14 protein-coding genes and 1 pseudogene are annotated in these 16,898 nt (G+C 67.1%); 13 read left to right on the top strand and 2 right to left on the bottom strand.

From position 1 onward, the window contains the following. Nucleotides 1-17: 17 nt before the first annotated feature. From AB7O82_RS01490 to AB7O82_RS01530, 9 genes are all read left to right on the top strand, one after another. Nucleotides 18-935, top strand: coding sequence for an ABC transporter permease (locus AB7O82_RS01490; protein ID WP_428551786.1), 918 nt, complete (start codon nt 18-20; stop codon nt 933-935). Nucleotides 936-1,164: 229 nt separating this feature from the next. Next, nucleotides 1,165-2,070 carry an ABC transporter permease gene (locus tag AB7O82_RS01495; protein WP_428551789.1) on the top strand — a complete coding sequence of 302 codons (906 nt, stop codon included), beginning with the start codon at nt 1,165-1,167 and terminating at the stop codon, nt 2,068-2,070. An 11-nt stretch (nt 2,071-2,081) separates the two neighbouring features. After that, the gene (locus AB7O82_RS01500; RefSeq protein WP_428551792.1) at nt 2,082-3,059 is read left to right on the top strand and encodes an ABC transporter ATP-binding protein; all 978 of its coding nucleotides are present in this window, start codon (nt 2,082-2,084) and stop codon (nt 3,057-3,059) included. Nucleotides 3,060-3,192: 133 nt separating this feature from the next. Further along, nucleotides 3,193-4,239, top strand: a complete 1,047-nt coding sequence (gene dctP / locus AB7O82_RS01505) for a TRAP transporter substrate-binding protein DctP (RefSeq protein ID WP_428551795.1) — start codon at nt 3,193-3,195, stop codon at nt 4,237-4,239. 19 nt (nt 4,240-4,258) lie between these two features. Beyond that, nucleotides 4,259-4,798, top strand: a complete 540-nt coding sequence (locus tag AB7O82_RS01510) for a TRAP transporter small permease subunit (protein ID WP_428551798.1) — start codon at nt 4,259-4,261, stop codon at nt 4,796-4,798. 69 nt (nt 4,799-4,867) lie between these two features. Then, on the top strand, nt 4,868-6,187 hold the full coding sequence (locus AB7O82_RS01515) for a TRAP transporter large permease (RefSeq protein WP_428551801.1): 1,320 nt from the start codon (nt 4,868-4,870) through the stop codon (nt 6,185-6,187). A 124-nt stretch (nt 6,188-6,311) separates the two neighbouring features. Beyond that, entirely contained in the window at nt 6,312-7,313 is a 1,002-nt protein-coding gene (locus AB7O82_RS01520) for an ABC transporter ATP-binding protein (protein WP_428551803.1), read from the top strand. Between the two features lie 24 nt (nt 7,314-7,337). Continuing rightward, nucleotides 7,338-8,558: a CaiB/BaiF CoA transferase family protein gene (locus AB7O82_RS01525; RefSeq protein WP_428551806.1), complete on the top strand. Its 1,221-nt coding sequence runs from the start codon at nt 7,338-7,340 to the stop codon at nt 8,556-8,558. 7 nt (nt 8,559-8,565) lie between these two features. Beyond that, complete coding sequence (locus AB7O82_RS01530) at nt 8,566-8,883, top strand: hypothetical protein (RefSeq protein WP_428543775.1); 318 nt, start codon at nt 8,566-8,568, stop codon at nt 8,881-8,883. Nucleotides 8,884-9,034: 151 nt separating this feature from the next. Here the strand turns inward: AB7O82_RS01530 and AB7O82_RS01535 are convergent, their stop codons facing one another. Then, nucleotides 9,035-9,907, bottom strand: a complete 873-nt coding sequence (locus AB7O82_RS01535; RefSeq protein ID WP_428543777.1) for a TauD/TfdA dioxygenase family protein — start codon at nt 9,905-9,907, stop codon at nt 9,035-9,037. Nucleotides 9,908-10,039: 132 nt separating this feature from the next. Here AB7O82_RS01535 and AB7O82_RS01540 point away from each other — a divergent pair. Beyond that, nucleotides 10,040-11,182, top strand: a pseudogene (locus AB7O82_RS01540) (epoxide hydrolase family protein). Nucleotides 11,183-11,433: 251 nt separating this feature from the next. On the opposite strand, the gene AB7O82_RS01545 reads toward AB7O82_RS01540, so the two are convergent. After that, nucleotides 11,434-13,059 carry a GMC family oxidoreductase gene (locus AB7O82_RS01545; protein WP_428543829.1) on the bottom strand — a complete coding sequence of 542 codons (1,626 nt, stop codon included), beginning with the start codon at nt 13,057-13,059 and terminating at the stop codon, nt 11,434-11,436. A 250-nt stretch (nt 13,060-13,309) separates the two neighbouring features. Between AB7O82_RS01545 and AB7O82_RS01550 the strand changes: the two genes are divergently transcribed. The 3 genes from AB7O82_RS01550 to AB7O82_RS01560 all read left to right on the top strand — a co-directional run bounded on the left by AB7O82_RS01550 (nt 13,310) and on the right by AB7O82_RS01560 (nt 16,897). Next, complete coding sequence (locus AB7O82_RS01550; protein ID WP_428543779.1) at nt 13,310-14,314, top strand: aldo/keto reductase; 1,005 nt, start codon at nt 13,310-13,312, stop codon at nt 14,312-14,314. A gap of 77 nt (nt 14,315-14,391) precedes the next feature. Then, entirely contained in the window at nt 14,392-14,997 is a 606-nt protein-coding gene (locus AB7O82_RS01555; protein ID WP_428543781.1) for a glutathione S-transferase family protein, read from the top strand. A gap of 10 nt (nt 14,998-15,007) precedes the next feature. After that, nucleotides 15,008-16,897, top strand: coding sequence for an adenylate/guanylate cyclase domain-containing protein (locus AB7O82_RS01560; RefSeq protein WP_428543783.1), 1,890 nt, complete (start codon nt 15,008-15,010; stop codon nt 16,895-16,897). The last annotated feature ends 1 nt before the right edge of the window (nt 16,898 follow it).

Raw genomic sequence — 16,898 nt, forward strand, 5'->3', positions numbered from 1 at the left:
CCGCCCATGGGCAGGCCATGAAGCGCTACATCGCCCGCCGGCTGCTGCAAGGCGTGGTCCTGCTCTGCCTCGTGGCGACGATCGTCTTCTTCCTCGGCCGGATGACCGGCAACCCGGTCGACCTGATGCTGCCCGAGGATGCAACCGCGGAAGACCGGGAGGCGCTGATCCAGACGCTCGGGCTCGACGGCTCGATCTTCGAGCAGTTCGCGATCTTCGTCGGCAACGCGATCCACGGCGATCTCGGCAACTCGATCCGCATGAAGCAGCCTGCGGTCGAGGCCTTCTTCGACCGGCTGCCCAACACGCTTGTGCTGATGCCATGGGCGATCCTGCTCGGCATGGCACTCGGCATCCCGCTCGGCGTGCTGGCGGCGCTCAATCGCGGCGGATGGCTCGACCGCGCCGCCGGCACGGTGGCGGTGCTCGGGGTTGCCGTGCCGAGCTTCTGGCTTGGCGTGCTGCTGATCTTCGTGTTCAGCGTCGAGCTGGGTTGGCTGCCATCGGGCCGAATGGGTGGGCCGGCCCATTTCGTGCTGCCGGTGATCACGCTGGGCACGTTCCTGGTGGCGGGCTTCATGCGCATCACGCGCTCGGCCATGCTCGACGTGATGGAGAGCGAGTTCGTCAAGCTCGCCCGCATCAAGGGGTTGAGCGAGGCGGTCGTGATCTGGAAGCATTGCCTGCGCAACGCGCTGATCCCGGTGCTCACCCTGTGGGGCGTCTTCGTCGGCAACCTGATCACCGGCGCCATCGTCACGGAGACGGTGTTCGCCTGGCCCGGCATCGGCCGTCTGACCTACGAGGCGGTGATCTACCGCGACTTTCCGCTGCTGCAGGCGGTGATCATCCTGAAGTCGATCCTGATCCTGTCCATCAATCTCGGCGTCGACATCCTCTACGCCTACGTCGATCCGAGGATCCGCCTTGCGTAGATATATTCATGTTCCTCCCCAGCTTCGCTGGGGAGGTGTCAGCGTCTTCGCCGACGGAGGGGTCATGAATCTTTGCTGGGAGCGCGCCACTCTCGTGGCGCTCTTCTTGTCGATCACACATCGCATGAGCGCCACGGGAGTGGCGCGCTCCCAGCCATGAGATTCATGACCCCTCCGTCGCCTATGACGCGACACCTCCCCAGCGAAGCTGGGGAGGAGGGAGCGCGCCATGGCCTTGCTTGAACGGCCGCAGGCATCGAACTGGTGGCGCTGGCGGCTGCGGCTCGGCAGCAGCGCCGGCGTGCGACGGACCTCGCGGGCGCCGTGGATCCCGATCGCCATCATCTCCGTGATCGTGATCATGGCCGTGTTCGCGCCGCTGCTCGCGCCGTATTCGCCGATCGACCAGACCTTGCGCGACAAGCTGCTGCCGCCGGCCTGGATGACGGGCGGCAGCGACAAGTACCTGCTCGGAACCGACGCCTTCGGCCGCGATCTCCTGAGCCGGCTGATCTACGGCGCGCGGGTCAGCCTGATCGTGGCGCTGCTGGCGCTGACCGCGGGCGGCGGCGTTGGGCTCGTCGTCGGCATCGTGGCGGGCTATGTCGGTGGCACCGTCGACAGCATCCTGATGCGTCTGGTCGACGCCGCCTTCACCTTCCCGGCCATCCTGTTCGCGCTGCTGCTCGCGGTCACCATGGGGCAGGGGCTGGGGACGCTGGTCCTGGCGATCAGCCTGCTCTTGTGGGCGAGCTTCGCCCGCGTCATCCGAGGCGAGGTGCTGACCTTGCGCCAGCGCGACTTCGTGGCGCTGGCCAAGGTGCGCGGCTGCTCCTCCCTGCGCATCATGCTGACCCACATCCTGCCGAACGTGGTCAACACCTTCATGGTTCTGGTCACGCTCAACATCGGCGTCGTCATCATCGCCGAGGCGTCGCTGAGCTTCCTCGGCGCCGGCATCCCGCCGCCGACCCCGACCTGGGGCCTGATGATCTCGGAGGGTCGCGGCCGCATCGCCGACGCCTGGTGGGTGGCGCTGATCCCGGGCATCGCCATCACCCTGCTGGTCCTCTCGGTCAACCTGTTCGGCGACTGGCTGCGCGACCGGCTCGACCCTCGACTGCGCCAATTGTGAGCGGCCGGGCGTTGACAGGCGACATCGTTCTCGAGGTACGCGACCTGCACACGCATTTCTTCCTGCGTCGTGGCGTGGTCAGGGCGGTCGACGGCGTGAGCTTCCACCTGCGCCGCGGCGAGGTGCTGGGGCTGGTCGGCGAATCGGGCTGCGGCAAGAGCCTGACCGCGCTCTCGCTGATGCGCCTGCTGCCCAAGGGCGGGGCGCGCACGATCAAGGGCGAGGTGCTGCTGGGCGGCGAGAACATCCTCGAGTGCACGCCGGCCGAGATGCGCGAGATCCGCGGCCGGCGCCTCTCGATGGTGCTGCAGGATCCGCAGACCTCTCTCAACCCAGTGTTCTCGATCGGCGATCAGCTGCGCGAGGCGATCCTGCGCCGCCGGCGCGCGCCGGGTGAGGAGCTGGCGCGTGAGGCCGTCGCCGCCTTGCGCGGCGTCGAGATCGCCGCGCCCGAGCAGCGCCTCGGCCAGTATCCGCACCAGATGAGCGGCGGCATGAAGCAGCGCGTGGTCGGCGCCATCGCCATCACCGGGCAGCCCGAGGTGCTGATCGCCGACGAGCCGACCACCGCGCTCGACGTCACGATCCAGCTCCAGTACCTGAAGCTGCTCAAGCGCCTGCAGGCCGACAACGGCATGGCGATCCTGTTCATCACCCACGATTTCGGTGTCGTCGGCCGCATGTGCGATCGCGTCGCCGTGATGTATGCTGGCCGTATCGTCGAATGCGGACCGGTGCGGCAGATCTTCGAGTCGCCCGCCCATCCTTACACGCGCGCCCTGATCGCTTCGGTGCCGAAGATGCACGGTCCGATCGGCCGGCTGGCCACGATCGAGGGCCAGCCGCCGTCTCTGATGGACCTTCCGGCAGGCTGCCGCTTTGCCTCGCGCTGTCCGCTCGCCGAGCAGCGTTGCCTGGACGCCTATCCGGGAACGGTGCAGGTGAACGAGGAGCATACGGCGGACTGCTGGCGCGTGACGCAAAGCTGAAGGCCGTGTCGCCGGTGCGTCCATTCTTGCCAAGGGTATGCGCAGGTTGCACTCTCGCCGCCGGGAGCATCGCGTTCCCGGCGTCCGGCAGCGTTTCATCCGTGATCCACAAGAAAAGTCGAGGGAGGGTTTCATGACGGCATCCCGCTGTGCGACCGCGGCTGTTGCGGCGGCGGCGCTGGTCTTCGGCATCGGCACAGCCAGCGCCCAGCAAAACGTCCGTACCGCCACGTCATGGCCGGGCGGCGTGCATCTGGAGCAGTTCGCCCAAGGCTTTTCCAAGCAGGTCGATTCGCTGACCGGCGGCAAGGTCAAGTTCCAGGTCTTTCCGGCCGGCACCATCGGCAGTCCGCTCAAGATCACGGAATCGGTGCAGAAGAAGGTGGCGCAGGCCGGCCACTCCTGGCCCGGCTACGATTGGGGCCTCGACAAAACAGCGGCCGTGTTCGGCGGCTATGTCGGCTCGCCGCCGGCCGAAGCGCTGCTGCACTGGATCTATGTCGGCGGCGGCATCGACCTGTGGCGGCAGTGGCGCATGGAGAAGTTCGGCGTGGTGGCGCTGCCCTGCGGCTCGCACTCCGACGAGATTCACATGGTTTCGCGCAAGCCCATCCGCAAGCTCGAGGACCTGAAGGGGCTCAAGCTCCGGACGTCGGGCGCCTGGGCCGAGATTGCCAACAACCTCGGCGCCTCGACCGTCATCCTGCCGGGTGGCGAGGTCTATCCGGCGCTCGAACGTGGCGTCGTCGACGCCATCGAATGGGCCACGCCCGGCATCAACCTCCCCCTCGGCTTCCACAAGGTCGCCAAGTACGCGATCCTGCCCGGCGTCCACCAGCCGGGCGCGGTGCTGGAATGCGTCTTCGACAAGGCGTTGTGGGACGGCTTCGACGCCACCACGAAGAAGCAGATCGAGGCTGCCGCCAAGCTCTCCACCATCGAATCGTGGATGAACATCAATCTCATGGATGCCGACGCGCTCGCCAAGCTGAAGAGCGAGGGCGTCGAGTTCATCCGCGTCGACCAAGCCTACATCGATGGCGTGGCCAAGGCGACGCGCGAATGGGAGGACAAGTACATGGCGGCGGATGGCGGCTGGTTCAAGAAGGTGGTCGAATCGCAGCGCGCCTTCATGGCGCGGTGGAAGCCGTCTGCCGAGTATCGATCCGAGTTCAGGTAGTCGCGAAACCGATCGGTCGATGCGCGGCCTGGTTCGAGTTGTCGATGGCGTCAGCCGTTTATTCGGGGCGATCGCCGCCGCACTGGTGATCGTCCTGGTCATCCTGATGCTTTACGATGTCGTGCTGCGCTATCTCTTCAATGCACCGACGATCTGGGGCAACGATCTCAACACCTGGTTGATGGGCGCCTCGTTCGTGCTGTCGATCGCCTATGCCATGTCGACGGACAGCCATGTTCGCGTCGACCTGCTGTACGACCGTCGCACCAAGCCGCGCATCCGGATCTTCGATCTGGTCGGGCTGACCGCGATCATCCTGCCGACGGTCGCGTGGGTCACCCTGGGCCTGTTCGATCACTTCATGACGGCGTACCAGAGCGGCGAGCGCTCGGGCTCGGGCGGCTGGAACCCGATCGTCTGGCCGTTCAAGCTGATTCTCCTGGTCGGCTTTGCAATCTTCACCCTGCAGATCGCGGCCGAGATCATCAAGCGCGCCGCCTCGCTGATGGGCAGGCCGCTCGACGGCGGCGACGAGACGGGCGATGTCCATGGAGTCTGAAGCGGCTCCGTCCCTGCCATGCCGCCGGGCGGGAGGAACCGCCATCGGTGCCAACTTGGGGGCCGCCCGATGAGCGCGCTGTGGATGTTCCCGGCCCTCATCGCGGTGATCCTGACTGGCTTCCCGGTGGCGCTCACCATGATGGCGCTGGCGGTGGTGTTCGGGCTCCATTCGTTCGGGCTCGTCGGCCTGCAGTACCAGTTCATCCAGAAGATCGAGGAGGTGGCGACCGCGCAGGTGCTCGCGGCGGTGCCGCTGTTCATCTTTATGGGCGCCATGTTCGAGGCCTCGGGCATCGCCTCGCGCCTGTTCGATGCCATCCACATGTGGACGCGGCGCGTGCCCGGCGGCATGGCCGTCGGCACCGTCATCATGTGCGTGATCTTCGCGGCGACCAGCGGCGTCGTCGGCGCGACGGAGACCGTCGTCGGCCTGCTGGCGATCCCCGCCATGCTGAAGTACGGCTATTCGAAGAGCCTGATCTCCGGCACGATCTGCGCCGGCGGCTCGCTCGGCACCATCATCCCGCCGTCGGTGCTGGCCGTCGTCATCGGCCCGGTCGCCAATGCCTCGGTCGGCAACATCCTGCTCGGCATGTTCATTCCGGGCTTCATGCTGGCGATCGCCTACATCCTCTATATCGTCACCGTGTGCATCATCCGTCCGGATTTCGGTCCGCGCATCCCGAAGGCAGCCGACGAGCCGTCGCTCGCGGCCAAGCTGGTCCTGAGCGGCAAGGTCCTGGTCCCGCCGGTGGTGGTGATCGTCGCTGTCCTCGGCTCGATGATGGCGGGCATTGCCACGCCGACAGAGGCATCGGCGACCGGCGCGCTCGGCACCGTGCTGCTGGCGATCACCTACCGGCGGCTGTCCTGGCCGGTGCTGGTCGACTCGACCATGCGCACCGTGCGCATCACGGCGATGATCCTGACCATCGTGGCCTGCGGGCAGATGTTCGCCGCCGTCTTCGTCGGCTCGGGCGGACTGGAGATGCTGCAGGGGTTCCTCAACGAATTCAGTGTCGGACGATGGGGCCTGATGTTCCTGGTCATGTTCATCGTGTTCCTCGCCGGCTTCATGCTGGAGCCCCTGGTGATCATCCTGATGGTGGTGCCGATCACGGCGCCGCTGATCGAGGCGGCGGGATTCGACAAGGTCTGGTTCTGTGTTCTCTTCCTCGTCATGCTGCAGACCGGCTACCTGACGCCGCCGATGGCGCCGTCGATCTTCTACCTGCGCGGCATCGCCCCGCCCGAGATCACGCTCAGGCACATGTATCTCGGCATCTGGCCGTTCGTCGGCCTCCAACTGCTGGTGGTGGGGTTTTTGCTGTACTTCCCGAAGCTCGTCACATGGTTGCCCGACGCGGTGTTGACCGGCATACGATGAGCCGCCGGGCTCGTGCGGCGGCTTCTGCGCGTCGACGGCCGAGTCGATTCGCGGCACTCTCGGCTTCCCCGCCTGATCGGCCGATCAACTGGCGCCTGCGCGGTTTCTGGAGGTTTCTGTCCGCATGAATGCCGGGTCGATGTCGAACGGGGAGAAGCCGCTGCTGCAGGTCGAGGGCGTGCGCAAGCACTTCGCCTTCACCAAGGGCATCCTGCTTGCCCGCACGCTCGGCCACGTCAAGGCGGTCGACGGCGTCTCCTTCGAAATCCGCGCCGGCGAGACGCTGGGCCTGGTGGGCGAATCGGGCTGCGGCAAGACCACGACCTCGCGCATGATCCTCAATCTGGAGGAGCCCACCGAGGGCCGTATCCTGCTGGAGGGCGAGCCGATCCACGGTTTGCGCGGTGCCGAACTGGCTGCCTATCGCGCCAAGGTGCAGGCGGTGTTCCAGGATCCCTGGTCGTCGCTGAACCCGCGCATGAAGGCGGGCCGCATCATCGCCGAGGCGCTGATCGTCAATGGCTGGAACGACCGGGCGAAAATCGACGAGCGGGTGCACGAGCTCCTGCGGCAGGTCGGCCTTCGTCCCGAACAGTCGCAGCAATACCCGCACGAGTTCAGCGGCGGGCAGCGCCAGCGCGTGGCGCTCGCGGCGGCGCTCGCCTCGCGTCCCAAGCTGATCGTGCTCGACGAGCCGGTCTCGGCGCTCGACGTGTCGATCCGCGCCCAGATGATGAACCTCCTGAAGGACATCCAGGCTCAGGACAAGGTGGCCTACCTCCTGGTTGCGCACGATCTCGCCACGGTGCGGCACATGGCCGACAACACGGTGGTGATGTATCTCGGCAAGATCGTCGAGCGCGCACCCACCATTGCCTTGTTCGACGACGTGCGCCATCCCTACACGCGGGCGCTGTTCTCTGCCGTTCTGGTGGCGTGGCCGGGGCGGCAGGAGGATGAGGTCGAGCTCAAGGGCGAGGTGCCGTCGCCGCTCGATCCGCCGAGCGGCTGCCGCTTCCACACGCGCTGCCCCTATGCCATGGCGCGCTGCTCGGCCGAGGAGCCGGTGCTTCGCGACGTCACGCCGGGCCACGCCGTGGCCTGCCACCTGTTTGATGGTTCATAGTCGGTTCGAGAAGGGAGAGTAGCGATGTCGCGTCAGCCGTTCGGCCCGTTGCAAGGCGTCAAGGTCGTGTCCTGCTCGACGGCGCAGGCGGGCACGGTGCCCTACATGCTGATGGCCGACCTCGGCGCCGACGTGATCAAGATCGAGGTGCCGGAAGGCGGCGATCCCTCGCGCCGCATGACGGTGCTGCCGGGCATGCCCAGCACCTTCTTCGAGACCAACAATCGCGGCGTGAAGAGCGTCACGCTCAATCTCAAGTCCGCCGAGGGCCGCGCCATCCTGCACAAGCTGGTGGCCCGCGCCGACATCTTCGGCCAGAACTTCCGTCCCGGCGCCGCCGAGAAGAACGGCTTCGGCTACGAGGAGCTGAAGAAGATCAATCCCAGGCTGGTCTACGTCTCGATCTCGGGCTACGGCACGCGCGGGCCCAACGGCCATCTCCCGGGCACCGATTCGATGGCTCAGGCGCTTGGCGGCATCGCCGAGGCCTATTCCATGCCCGGCCAGAAGATGCGCACCGGCATTGCCTCGGTGGCCGACGAAAGCACTGCCATGCTGGCCTTCGGCGGCGCGCTGGCGGCGCTGACGCACGCCCGGGCAACCGGCATCGGCCAGAAGATCGAGCTGTCCTTGCTGGGTTCGTTGGTCCGCCTGATGGGTTGGACCTTCACCACGACGATGTGGCGCAACCGCAATCCGGTGACCGGCCAGGCGCGCGTCACCGGCACCGCCGAGCGGCCCGGCATCAGCGCGAGCTTCAACGATCGCGACGGCAAGCCACTGGTGTTCCAGCTCACCGGCCCCGACAACTGGAAGGATGCGATGGGTGCGCTGGGCTTCCTGCCGCGGCTCAAGGAGGCGGGCTTCGAGCATCTCGGCGTGATCATCGACAATGACGCCAGGAGGAACGGGCTGCTGGCCCTGCTCGACGAGCTGTTCGCCACCGGCACGCGCGAGGACTGGGTGGCGAGGCTGCGCGGTGCCGACATCGTGTCGGCACCGATCAACACCCTGCTGGAAGCGTCGAACGACCCCGATGTGATCGCCAACGGCTACGTGACCGAGGTCGACTATCCCAAGTTCGGCAGGAAGCTCAAGGTGCACGGCACGCCCTGGCAGTTCTCCGAGACACCGGCCAGCCCGGGCATCGCGCCCGAGCTCGGCGCGCACAACAACGAGGTGCTGGCGGAGCTGGGCTACAGCGACGCCGAGATCGCCAGGTTGCGTGCAGGAAAGGTCATCTAGGCGATCCATGAACCGTCCATTGGTCCGGGCTGCGGTGGCACGCGAAGCGCTGCCCGTCATCGAGTTCCTGCAGGAACACCACTACGACATCGGATCGATCAACGCCGACCGGGTATTGCCCGAGGCCGATGGCGAGCTGCGCCTGCTATGCGTGATGTGCGCCGACCGTGATGCGGTTCGTCAGCTTCGCCAACGGATGCGGCAGGCATTCGTCGATCAGCCGCAGGTGATCAGGATCACCAACAGGGTAGCCGTCGCGCAGATGCCACTTGAAACCTACATGGTGGCGTTCCCCGAAATCCCGGCAATCGAGGATGAAACATAACCCGGCGATGGAGGAGTCTTTGCCGGGAGCGCGCCACTCCGATGGCGCTCATGGGATGTGTAATCACCAAGAAGAGCGCCATCGGAGTGGCGCGCTCCCGCCGATGAGACCGTGACGCTTCCCTTCCCAGCGCAGCTGGGAGTGGAAGGCTCTACGCCGCCTCGCCAAGCACGGTGCAGCGGCGGATGATGCGCGGCTCGGTGGCGGTGTCGTAGCTGCCGGCCTTGTGCAGCAGGCAGCGATTGTCCCACAGCATCAGGTCGCGAGGCCGCCAGCTGTGGATGTAGAGGCGGCAGAGGCCGACGATGCGCTGGTTGAGATCCTCGATCAGCCGGCGCCCTTCATCGTAGCCCATGCCGACGATGCTTTCGGCGTGGTCGCCGAGATAGATCGTCTTGCGGCCGGTTTCGGGATGGACGCGCACCACCGGATGATCGACCGGCGGTACCGCCTTGCGCTGGGCCTCGGTCATCGGATCCTCGCCGTGCCGGCGGGTGCGCGAAAAATCGAGGTTGTGGATGGCGCGCAGCGTCTCGAGGTGGCGCTGCTCGTCCGGCGACAGCGTCTCGTAGGCCGAGTACATGTCGGCGAAGGCGGTGCCGCCGCCGCGGCTCGGGATCACCTCGGCATAGAGCATGGTGCACTTCGTCGTGCGGCGCTGCCACGATCCGTCGGTGTGCCACGCCATCGTCCCCTTGTCGGGATGCTTGCCGGTGGGCCGGCCGTCGGGCCCGACGTTCGACAGCGTATAGAGCTCGGGATGGGTGCTGGCATGGTACTGGTTCATGACGTGAACCTGGACCTCGCCGAAGCGGCGGGCGAAGGCGACCTGGTCGCCGGGCGGCAGATCCTGGTCGCGGAACAGCAGGAGCTGGTGGGCGAGGAAGGCCGCGTAGATCGCCGGAAACGTCGCATCGTCGACTGCCGACACGACGAGGCCGCAGATCTCGGCCCCGAGGCCGCCGGGCAGGGGGCGCAAATCGAAAGCACGAGCAGCGGTCTTGACGGCGGCAACGGTCGACACGGGCATCCTCCTCGAGTGCGACGAGCGTCCCTCGCTTTGCGAAGGATGACAACCTCCTTGTAGGCGTCGAACGCCATTGTCTCCGCCGGCGAAGCGAGGGACCCTCGACACCCCATGAACCGCGGAGCGCCCATGAGCAGTGACATCCGGCCCTTTCGCATTGCCATTGGCGACGACATCCTCGTCGATCTGAAGGAACGCCTTCGCCGCACGCGATGGCCTGAAGCCGAGCTGGTCGACGACTGGAGCCAGGGAGCGCCGCTCGACTGGATCCAGGATGTCTGCCGCTATTGGGCGGAGCGATACGATTGGCGCCAGCGCGAGGCCGGGCTCAATCGCTTCGCGCAGTTCAAGACCGAGATCGACGGGCTCGACATCCATTTCGTGCACATGCGTTCGCCCCGCGCCGATGCACTGCCGCTGATCATCACGCATGGCTGGCCGGGCTCGATCGTCGAGTTCCACAAGGTGATCGAGCCGCTGGTCGATCCGGCGGCGCATGGCGGCGACGCCGCCGATGCATTCCACGTGATCTGCCCGTCCCTGCCGGGCTTCGGCTTCTCGTCGAAGCCCACGACCACCGGCTGGGGCGTCGACAGAATCGCGGCGACCTGGGCAAGGCTGATGGCGCGGCTGGGCTACGCGCGCTACGGCGCGCAAGGCGGCGACTGGGGATCGGCGGTGACGAGCTCGCTCGGGGCGCAGGACCCCGAGCATTGCGCCGGCATCCACATCACGCTCGCCATGGGGTCGCGGCCCAAGGTCGACGGCCAGCCGACGGCGGAAGAGGTCCGGGCGCTCAAGGGCGCCGAATACTACGCCGAATGGGACTCAGGCTATTCCAAGCAGCAATCGACCCGGCCGCAGACGCTTGGCTATGGCCTCACCGATTCGCCGGTTGGTCAGGCAGCGTGGATCCTGGAGAAGTTCTGGGCGTGGACCGACTGCAACGGCCATCCCGAGAACGTGCTCGGCCGCGACGAGCTGTTGGACAATGTCATGCTCTAGTGGGTCACCGCGACGGCGGCTTCTTCGGCGCGGCTCTACTGGGAAAGCTTTGGCCCGAAGCGGCGGGCCGCGCAGACCATCACGGTGCCGACCGGCGTCGCCGTATTCCCCAGGGAGATCGTGACGCCGGTGCGGCGCTGGATGGAGGAGCGCTACACCGACATCCGCCACTGGTCCGAGATGCCGAAGGGCGGCCACTTCGCCGCCTTCGAGCAGCCCGCGCTGTTCATCCACGACGTACGCGCATTCTTTCGCGGGGTGCGTTGATCATGCTCCTCCCCGACGCAGTTGGGGAGGTGTCCGCGTCTTCGCGGACCTGCCTTCGCCGAAGCGAAGCCGCTTCGGCTTCGCGCAGGCAGGCGGAGGGGACATGGTCTTCCGGATCGCGGGCGTCTCGCCCGCTCATGCGCTGTATGAGCGGGCGAGACGCCCGCGGTCCGCTGAATCATGACCCCTCCGTCGGCGAAGACGCCTACACCTCCCCAGCGAAGCTGGGGAGGAGGGCATGAACGTCGCGTTCAGGCAGCCGCCGCCTGGCGCACCATGTCGGCGCATTTCTCGCCGATCATGATCGAGGGGGCGTTGGTGTTGCCGGCGACAATGACCGGCATGATCGAGGCGTCGGCGACGCGGAGTCCCGCGATGCCGTGCACGCGCAGCTGCGAATCGACCACCGAGTCGGTCTCGCGGCCCATGCGGCAGGTGCCGACCGGATGCAGGTTGGAGACGCCGCGGGCGCGGATGTCGGCCTTGAGCTCGGCCTCGCCGGTGACCTGCGGCCCGGGCAGCACCTCCTCGACGATGTAGGGCTTCAGGGCCGCTTGGCTCGCGATCTCGCGGCAGATGCGCATGCCCTGGATCAGCGCCTCGTAGTCGTAGCTGCTCTTCAGGAAGTTGAAGCGGATTTCGGGCGCCGCCAGCGGATCGGGACTCTTGAGTCGCACGGTGCCGCGGCCGTCGGGCCGCAGATGCACCGGGCTGAGCCCGAAGGCGGAGAACGGCTGCGGCACGACGCCGTGACGCGAGCGGTCCTTGATCGCCCAGGCGAACATGTTGATCTGCAGATCGGGACGTTCGAGCCGCCGGTCGCTGCGCACCAGCGCGCCGACGAACAGGCCCATGCTCGACAGCGGCCCGGTGCGGCCCATCGCGTACTGTGCTGCGGCCACGACCTGGCGCATCCAGCTGTTGGCAAGGTCGTTCATCGTCTCCGGTCGCGTGCAGCGATAGGCGACGTAGGTGTTGAAATGGTCGTGCAGGTGGGAGCCGACGCCCGGCATGTCGCGCACGACGGTGATCCCGTGCTGCTGGAGATGGGCGCCCGGCCCGAGGCCGGACAGCAGCAACAGCTGAGGCGAGCCGTAGACGCCGCCGGAAACGATGACCTCGCGGGCCGCCCGCGCCGACTGCAGTCCGCCACGCGTCCTGTACTCGACGCCGACGGCGCGACCGTTCTCGATCAGCACGCGGGTCGCATGCGCCTCGGTGGCGATGGTCAGGTTACGGCGCTGGCGGGCGCCGCTGAGATAGGCCTTGGCGCTTGACCAGCGCCGCGCCTTGCCGATCGTGGTCTGGTAGTAGCCGACACCTTCCTGGGTGGCGCCGTTGAAGTCGGGATTGGCCGGGATGCCGGCTTGCACCGCGGCGTCGTGCATGGCCTGCGCCAGCGCCGGCTTCCAGCGATGGTCGCTGACCTTGAGGGGGCCGCCGACGCCGTGGAACTGGTTGGCGCCGCGCTCCTGGTCCTCGGCGCGCTTGAAGTAGGGCAGCACCGAATCGTAGTCCCAGCCCTCGCAGCCGCGCTGCCGCCATTCGTCGTAGTCGGCGGCATTGCCGCGCATGTAGACCATGCCGTTGATCGAGCTGGTGCCGCCCAGCACCTTGCCGCGCGGCTGGTACATGACGCGGTTGTTGAGCTCGACCTCGGGTTCGCTGTCGAACATCCAGTTGATGCGCGGATTGGTGAACGTCTTGTGGTATCCCAGCGGGACATGGATCCAGGGATAGGTGTCGCGCGGTCCCGCCTCGAGCAGCAGCACGCGGAAGCGGCCGTCCTCGCTCAGCCGGCCGGCGACGGCGCAGCCCGCCGAGCCGGCACCCGTCACGATGAAATCGTAGGTCTGATCGCTCCCCGACACGTCGATCCCTCCCTTGGTGTCAGCTTCGGGAATGGCACGAATACGGTCAACCCAAACGGCGTTCGAAATCCGACAGGCGGCTACCTGACGGCACGCTCGAGTCCGGTCGGGAAGACGGCTTTCTTTGTCATATGCGATGGCCCTGAGCGTCGTCGGGGTCCTCTGGCTTGGCCCCGGCTTGAAATGACGGGCGATTTTGGGCCTGATCATCCCCCTTCCGACGATTCCATCTCTGACAGCCCATGCGAGGTTCTCGATGACCGATGCCATATCCTCCAAGGCCCGCACGCTCGGCGGCAGCGGGATCGCCGTTGCGCCGATCGGCCTCGGCTGCATGTCCTTGTCCGGCGCCTACGGCAGGAGCGATGACGCGGACGGGATCCGAGTGGTTCATCATGCCATCGATCACGGCGTCACCTTCCTCGACAGTTCCGACATGTACGGCTGGGGTCACAACGAGACCCTGCTCGGCAAGGCGCTCGCCGGTGGCCGGCGCGGCAAGGTGGTGCTGGCGACCAAGTTCGGCCAGACGCAGAGGCCGGGCGGTGCCAACGGCGTCGATGGCAGCCCGGCCTACGTGAAGGCGGCCTGCGAGGCCAGCCTGAAGCGGCTCGGCGTCGACGTGATCGATGTCTACTTCCAGCACCGGGTGGATCCGTCGGTGCCGATCGAAGACACGGTCGGCGCGATGGGCGAACTGGTGAAGGCCGGCAAGGTGCGGGCGATCGGCCTGAGCGAAGCCGGTCCGGACACGATCCGCCGCGCCCACGAGACTCATCCGATCGCCGCCGTGCAGAGCGAGTACTCGCTGCTCTATCGCGTTCATGCCGAGGAGACGCTGGCGACGACGCGGGCACTCGGCATCTCCTTCGTCGCCTATTCGCCGCTCGGCCGCAGCCTGTTGACCGGTGCGGTGAGACAGGCGTCCGACATCCCCGAAGGCGACGGCCGCGGCCGCCATCCGCGCTTCGCTGCGGACAATCTCGCTCGCAACCTGCAGCAGGTCGCGGCCATCGAAGCCGTCGCGAAAGACAAGCACTGCAAGCCGGGCCAGGTGGCGCTTGCCTGGCTTCTGGCGCAAGGCCGCGACATCGTGCCGATTCCGGGCACCAAGCGCAGCGAGCGGGTCGACGAGAACCTCGCCGCGCTCTCGGTCACCCTGACGGCGGACGATGTCGCGCGTCTCTCGAAGGCGATCCCGCCCGGCGCTGCCGCCGGGTCGCGCTATCCCGAAGCGGCGATGAAGGCCGTGCATATATGAGGGATTGGACGACCTGACAGGCCCACCGGGCGGGTGTAAGCAGGCGGCGTTTTTCGTTGCCGAGGAGTTTCCCGGACATGGCGGACGAGATCGTCTTCTATCACAACCCGCGCTCGCGCGCGCAGATCGTGCACTGGATGCTCGAGGAGGCGGGCGCACCGTATCGCATCGTGCCGATCGATCTCGAGAAGGGCGAGAGCAAGACGCCGGCGTTCCTCGCGCTGAACCCGATGGGCAAGCTGCCGACCATCGTTCATCGCGGCGTCGTGGTGACCGAGACAGCGGCCATCATCGCCTACATCGCCGACACGTTTCCTGCGGCCGGCATGGCTCCGCCGCCGGGCGATGCGCGGCGCGGCACCTATTATCGATGGCTGTTCTTCGGCGCCGGCTGCGTCGAGCCCGCCCTGCTCGATCGCATGCTGAATCGGCCGCCGGTCGAGCGGAAGTCGGCGGTCGGTTGGGGCAGCTACGACGACGTGGTGGCGACGCTCGAGAAGGCGCTCGAACCCGGCCCGTGGCTGCTCGGCGACATGTTCAGTGCCGCCGACGTCTATGTCGGCGCGGAGATTCGCTGGGCCATGATGTTCGGTGCGCCGAACCTCAAGGGCAGGAAGGTGTTCGACGACTATGTCGCCCGCCTGTCCGCCCGTCCGGCGGCCCAGCGTACCGCCGCCGGCTGACGGGCGGGCGATGGCCGATCCGGCCCCGAATCGGCGGTTGGCGACGATCCTGTTCGCCGACATCGATGGCTACAGTCGCATGATGCGCGCGGCCGAGGAACAGACGCTCCTCGATCTGCGGGCGCATCTTGCCGAGCTGGTCGGACCGGTCGTCGAGCGATTTCGCGGCCGCATCGTGAAGACCGTCGGCGACGGGGTGTTCGTGGAGTTTGCCAGCGCGGTCGAGGCGACGCGCTCGGCGGTCGAGCTGCAGCGCGGCATGAGCGAGCGTAATGCCGATCTGCCGGTCGAGCGGCGCCAGGCCTTCCGCATCGGCCTGCATCTGGGCGACGTCATCGTCTCGGACGAGGACGTGTTCGGCGATACCGTCAATGTGGCGGCGCGCCTGCACGCGCTGGCCGAGCCCGGCTCCATCGTGCTGTCGGCCAGCGTCTTCGAGCAGGTGCGCGACAAGCTCGCCTTGCCCTTCCGCTTCCTGGGTTCGCGGGCGCTCAAGAACATCGATCGTCCGGTGCCGATCTATATGCTCGATGGCACGGCATTGTCGGAGTCGGGACCGGCAACGGCCGCGGCTCCTGGGCCGTCGTCGTCGCGTCGCGTTCTCCTCGCCACGCTCGCCGTTTTCGTCGCAGCGCTGGCGCTCGGCGGCACGATCGCCTACTTCGCGGGCCGCGGCACACCGGCCGACGAGGCCGTGGCGGCCAGCAGCCGCATGGCGGCGGAGCCCGGCCTCTCGGTCGCCGTCCTCGTCTTCGCCAACCAGAGCGGGGACGCCAACCAGGATTACTTCTCCGACGGCCTGACCGAGGATGTCACGCACGCGCTCGGCCGCTTCAAGGACCTGACTGTGATCGCCTACAGTGCGGTGCTGCCTTTCCGCAACAAGGAGCTGCCGCCGGCCGAGATCGGCAAGGCGTTGAACGCGCGCTATCTCGTCAGCGGAACGGTGCGCCGGATGGGACAGCGCGTGCGCGTCACCGTTCAGCTGACCGACACCGCCAACAGCACCCAGCTGTGGTCCGAGCAGTACGACGACGAGCTGAGCGACATCTTCGCCGTCCAGGAGCGCATCGCCCGCCGCGTCGCCGGCACGCTGGCCACCAGCCTGCAGCAGATCGCCCTGCAAAAGAGCCTGCGCAAGGCGACCGACAATCTCGATGCCTACGACCTGATGCTGCGGTCGCGCGCGCTCACCAACGAGGCATCGCGCGCCGGCAATCGTATGGCGCGCGAGATGCTGGAACGGGCGACGGCCATGGCGCCCGGATATGCCGAGGCCTATGCCGAGCTGGCCGACGCCTATTTCCAGCGCGCCGCCTTCGGCTGGTCCGAGTTCGCGCAAGGCGATATCGAAACGGCCATTCGGCTGGCCCGGAAGGCGATCGAGCTCGACGAGGAGTCGGTTCTCGCCCATAGCGTGCTGGCGCGCGCCTACACGGCGATCTCGAAGTACGACCTTGGGCTCGCGGAGTCGGAACGGGCGCTGCAGATCAATCCGAGCGACGCCGATGTACTGGCGGCGCGGGCGGCCGTGCTGCTGTGGACCGGGCACATCGAAGAGTCGATCGCGGCAGCCGAGCTGGCACAGCGCCTCAAGGTCAACGTCGGCCCCGAGGCCTCTCTCAACCTCGGCATCGCCTATCTGTTGAGCCGCCGTTACAGCGACGCCGTACGCCTGCTCGAGGCGGCGCGGGCGCGTCACCCGACCTATCCGTTGCTCGATTTCCCCCTGGCGGCGGCCTATGCCGAGCTTGGCCGGACCGCCGATGCCAGGGATTCGGTCGAACGGGCGAAGCGCAAGAACCCCTACTTCGACCTTTCCACCTTCGGCTCGCGCTTCCAGAACCCCGCCCTGCAGCGGCGGGTCGAGGACAGCCTGCGCAAGGCCGGTTTGAACTGAG

The organism is Reyranella sp., from assembly GCF_050185545.1.
GTDB lineage: Bacteria > Pseudomonadota > Alphaproteobacteria > Reyranellales > Reyranellaceae > Reyranella.

Bases quoted from the DNA above. Each gene is read 5' to 3' on its own strand.
- AB7O82_RS01490 (WP_428551786.1), top strand. From the start codon at position 18: ATGAAGCGCTACATCGCCCGCCGGCTGCTGCAAGGCGTGGTCCTGCTC.
- AB7O82_RS01495 (WP_428551789.1), top strand. From the start codon at position 1,165: ATGGCCTTGCTTGAACGGCCGCAGGCATCGAACTGGTGGCGCTGGCGG.
- dctP (WP_428551795.1), top strand. From the start codon at position 3,193: ATGACGGCATCCCGCTGTGCGACCGCGGCTGTTGCGGCGGCGGCGCTG.
- AB7O82_RS01510 (WP_428551798.1), top strand. From the start codon at position 4,259: ATGCGCGGCCTGGTTCGAGTTGTCGATGGCGTCAGCCGTTTATTCGGG.
- AB7O82_RS01515 (WP_428551801.1), top strand. From the start codon at position 4,868: ATGAGCGCGCTGTGGATGTTCCCGGCCCTCATCGCGGTGATCCTGACT.
- AB7O82_RS01520 (WP_428551803.1), top strand. From the start codon at position 6,312: ATGAATGCCGGGTCGATGTCGAACGGGGAGAAGCCGCTGCTGCAGGTC.
- AB7O82_RS01525 (WP_428551806.1), top strand. From the start codon at position 7,338: ATGTCGCGTCAGCCGTTCGGCCCGTTGCAAGGCGTCAAGGTCGTGTCC.
- AB7O82_RS01530 (WP_428543775.1), top strand. From the start codon at position 8,566: ATGAACCGTCCATTGGTCCGGGCTGCGGTGGCACGCGAAGCGCTGCCC.
- AB7O82_RS01550 (WP_428543779.1), top strand. From the start codon at position 13,310: ATGACCGATGCCATATCCTCCAAGGCCCGCACGCTCGGCGGCAGCGGG.
- AB7O82_RS01555 (WP_428543781.1), top strand. From the start codon at position 14,392: ATGGCGGACGAGATCGTCTTCTATCACAACCCGCGCTCGCGCGCGCAG.
- AB7O82_RS01560 (WP_428543783.1), top strand. From the start codon at position 15,008: ATGGCCGATCCGGCCCCGAATCGGCGGTTGGCGACGATCCTGTTCGCC.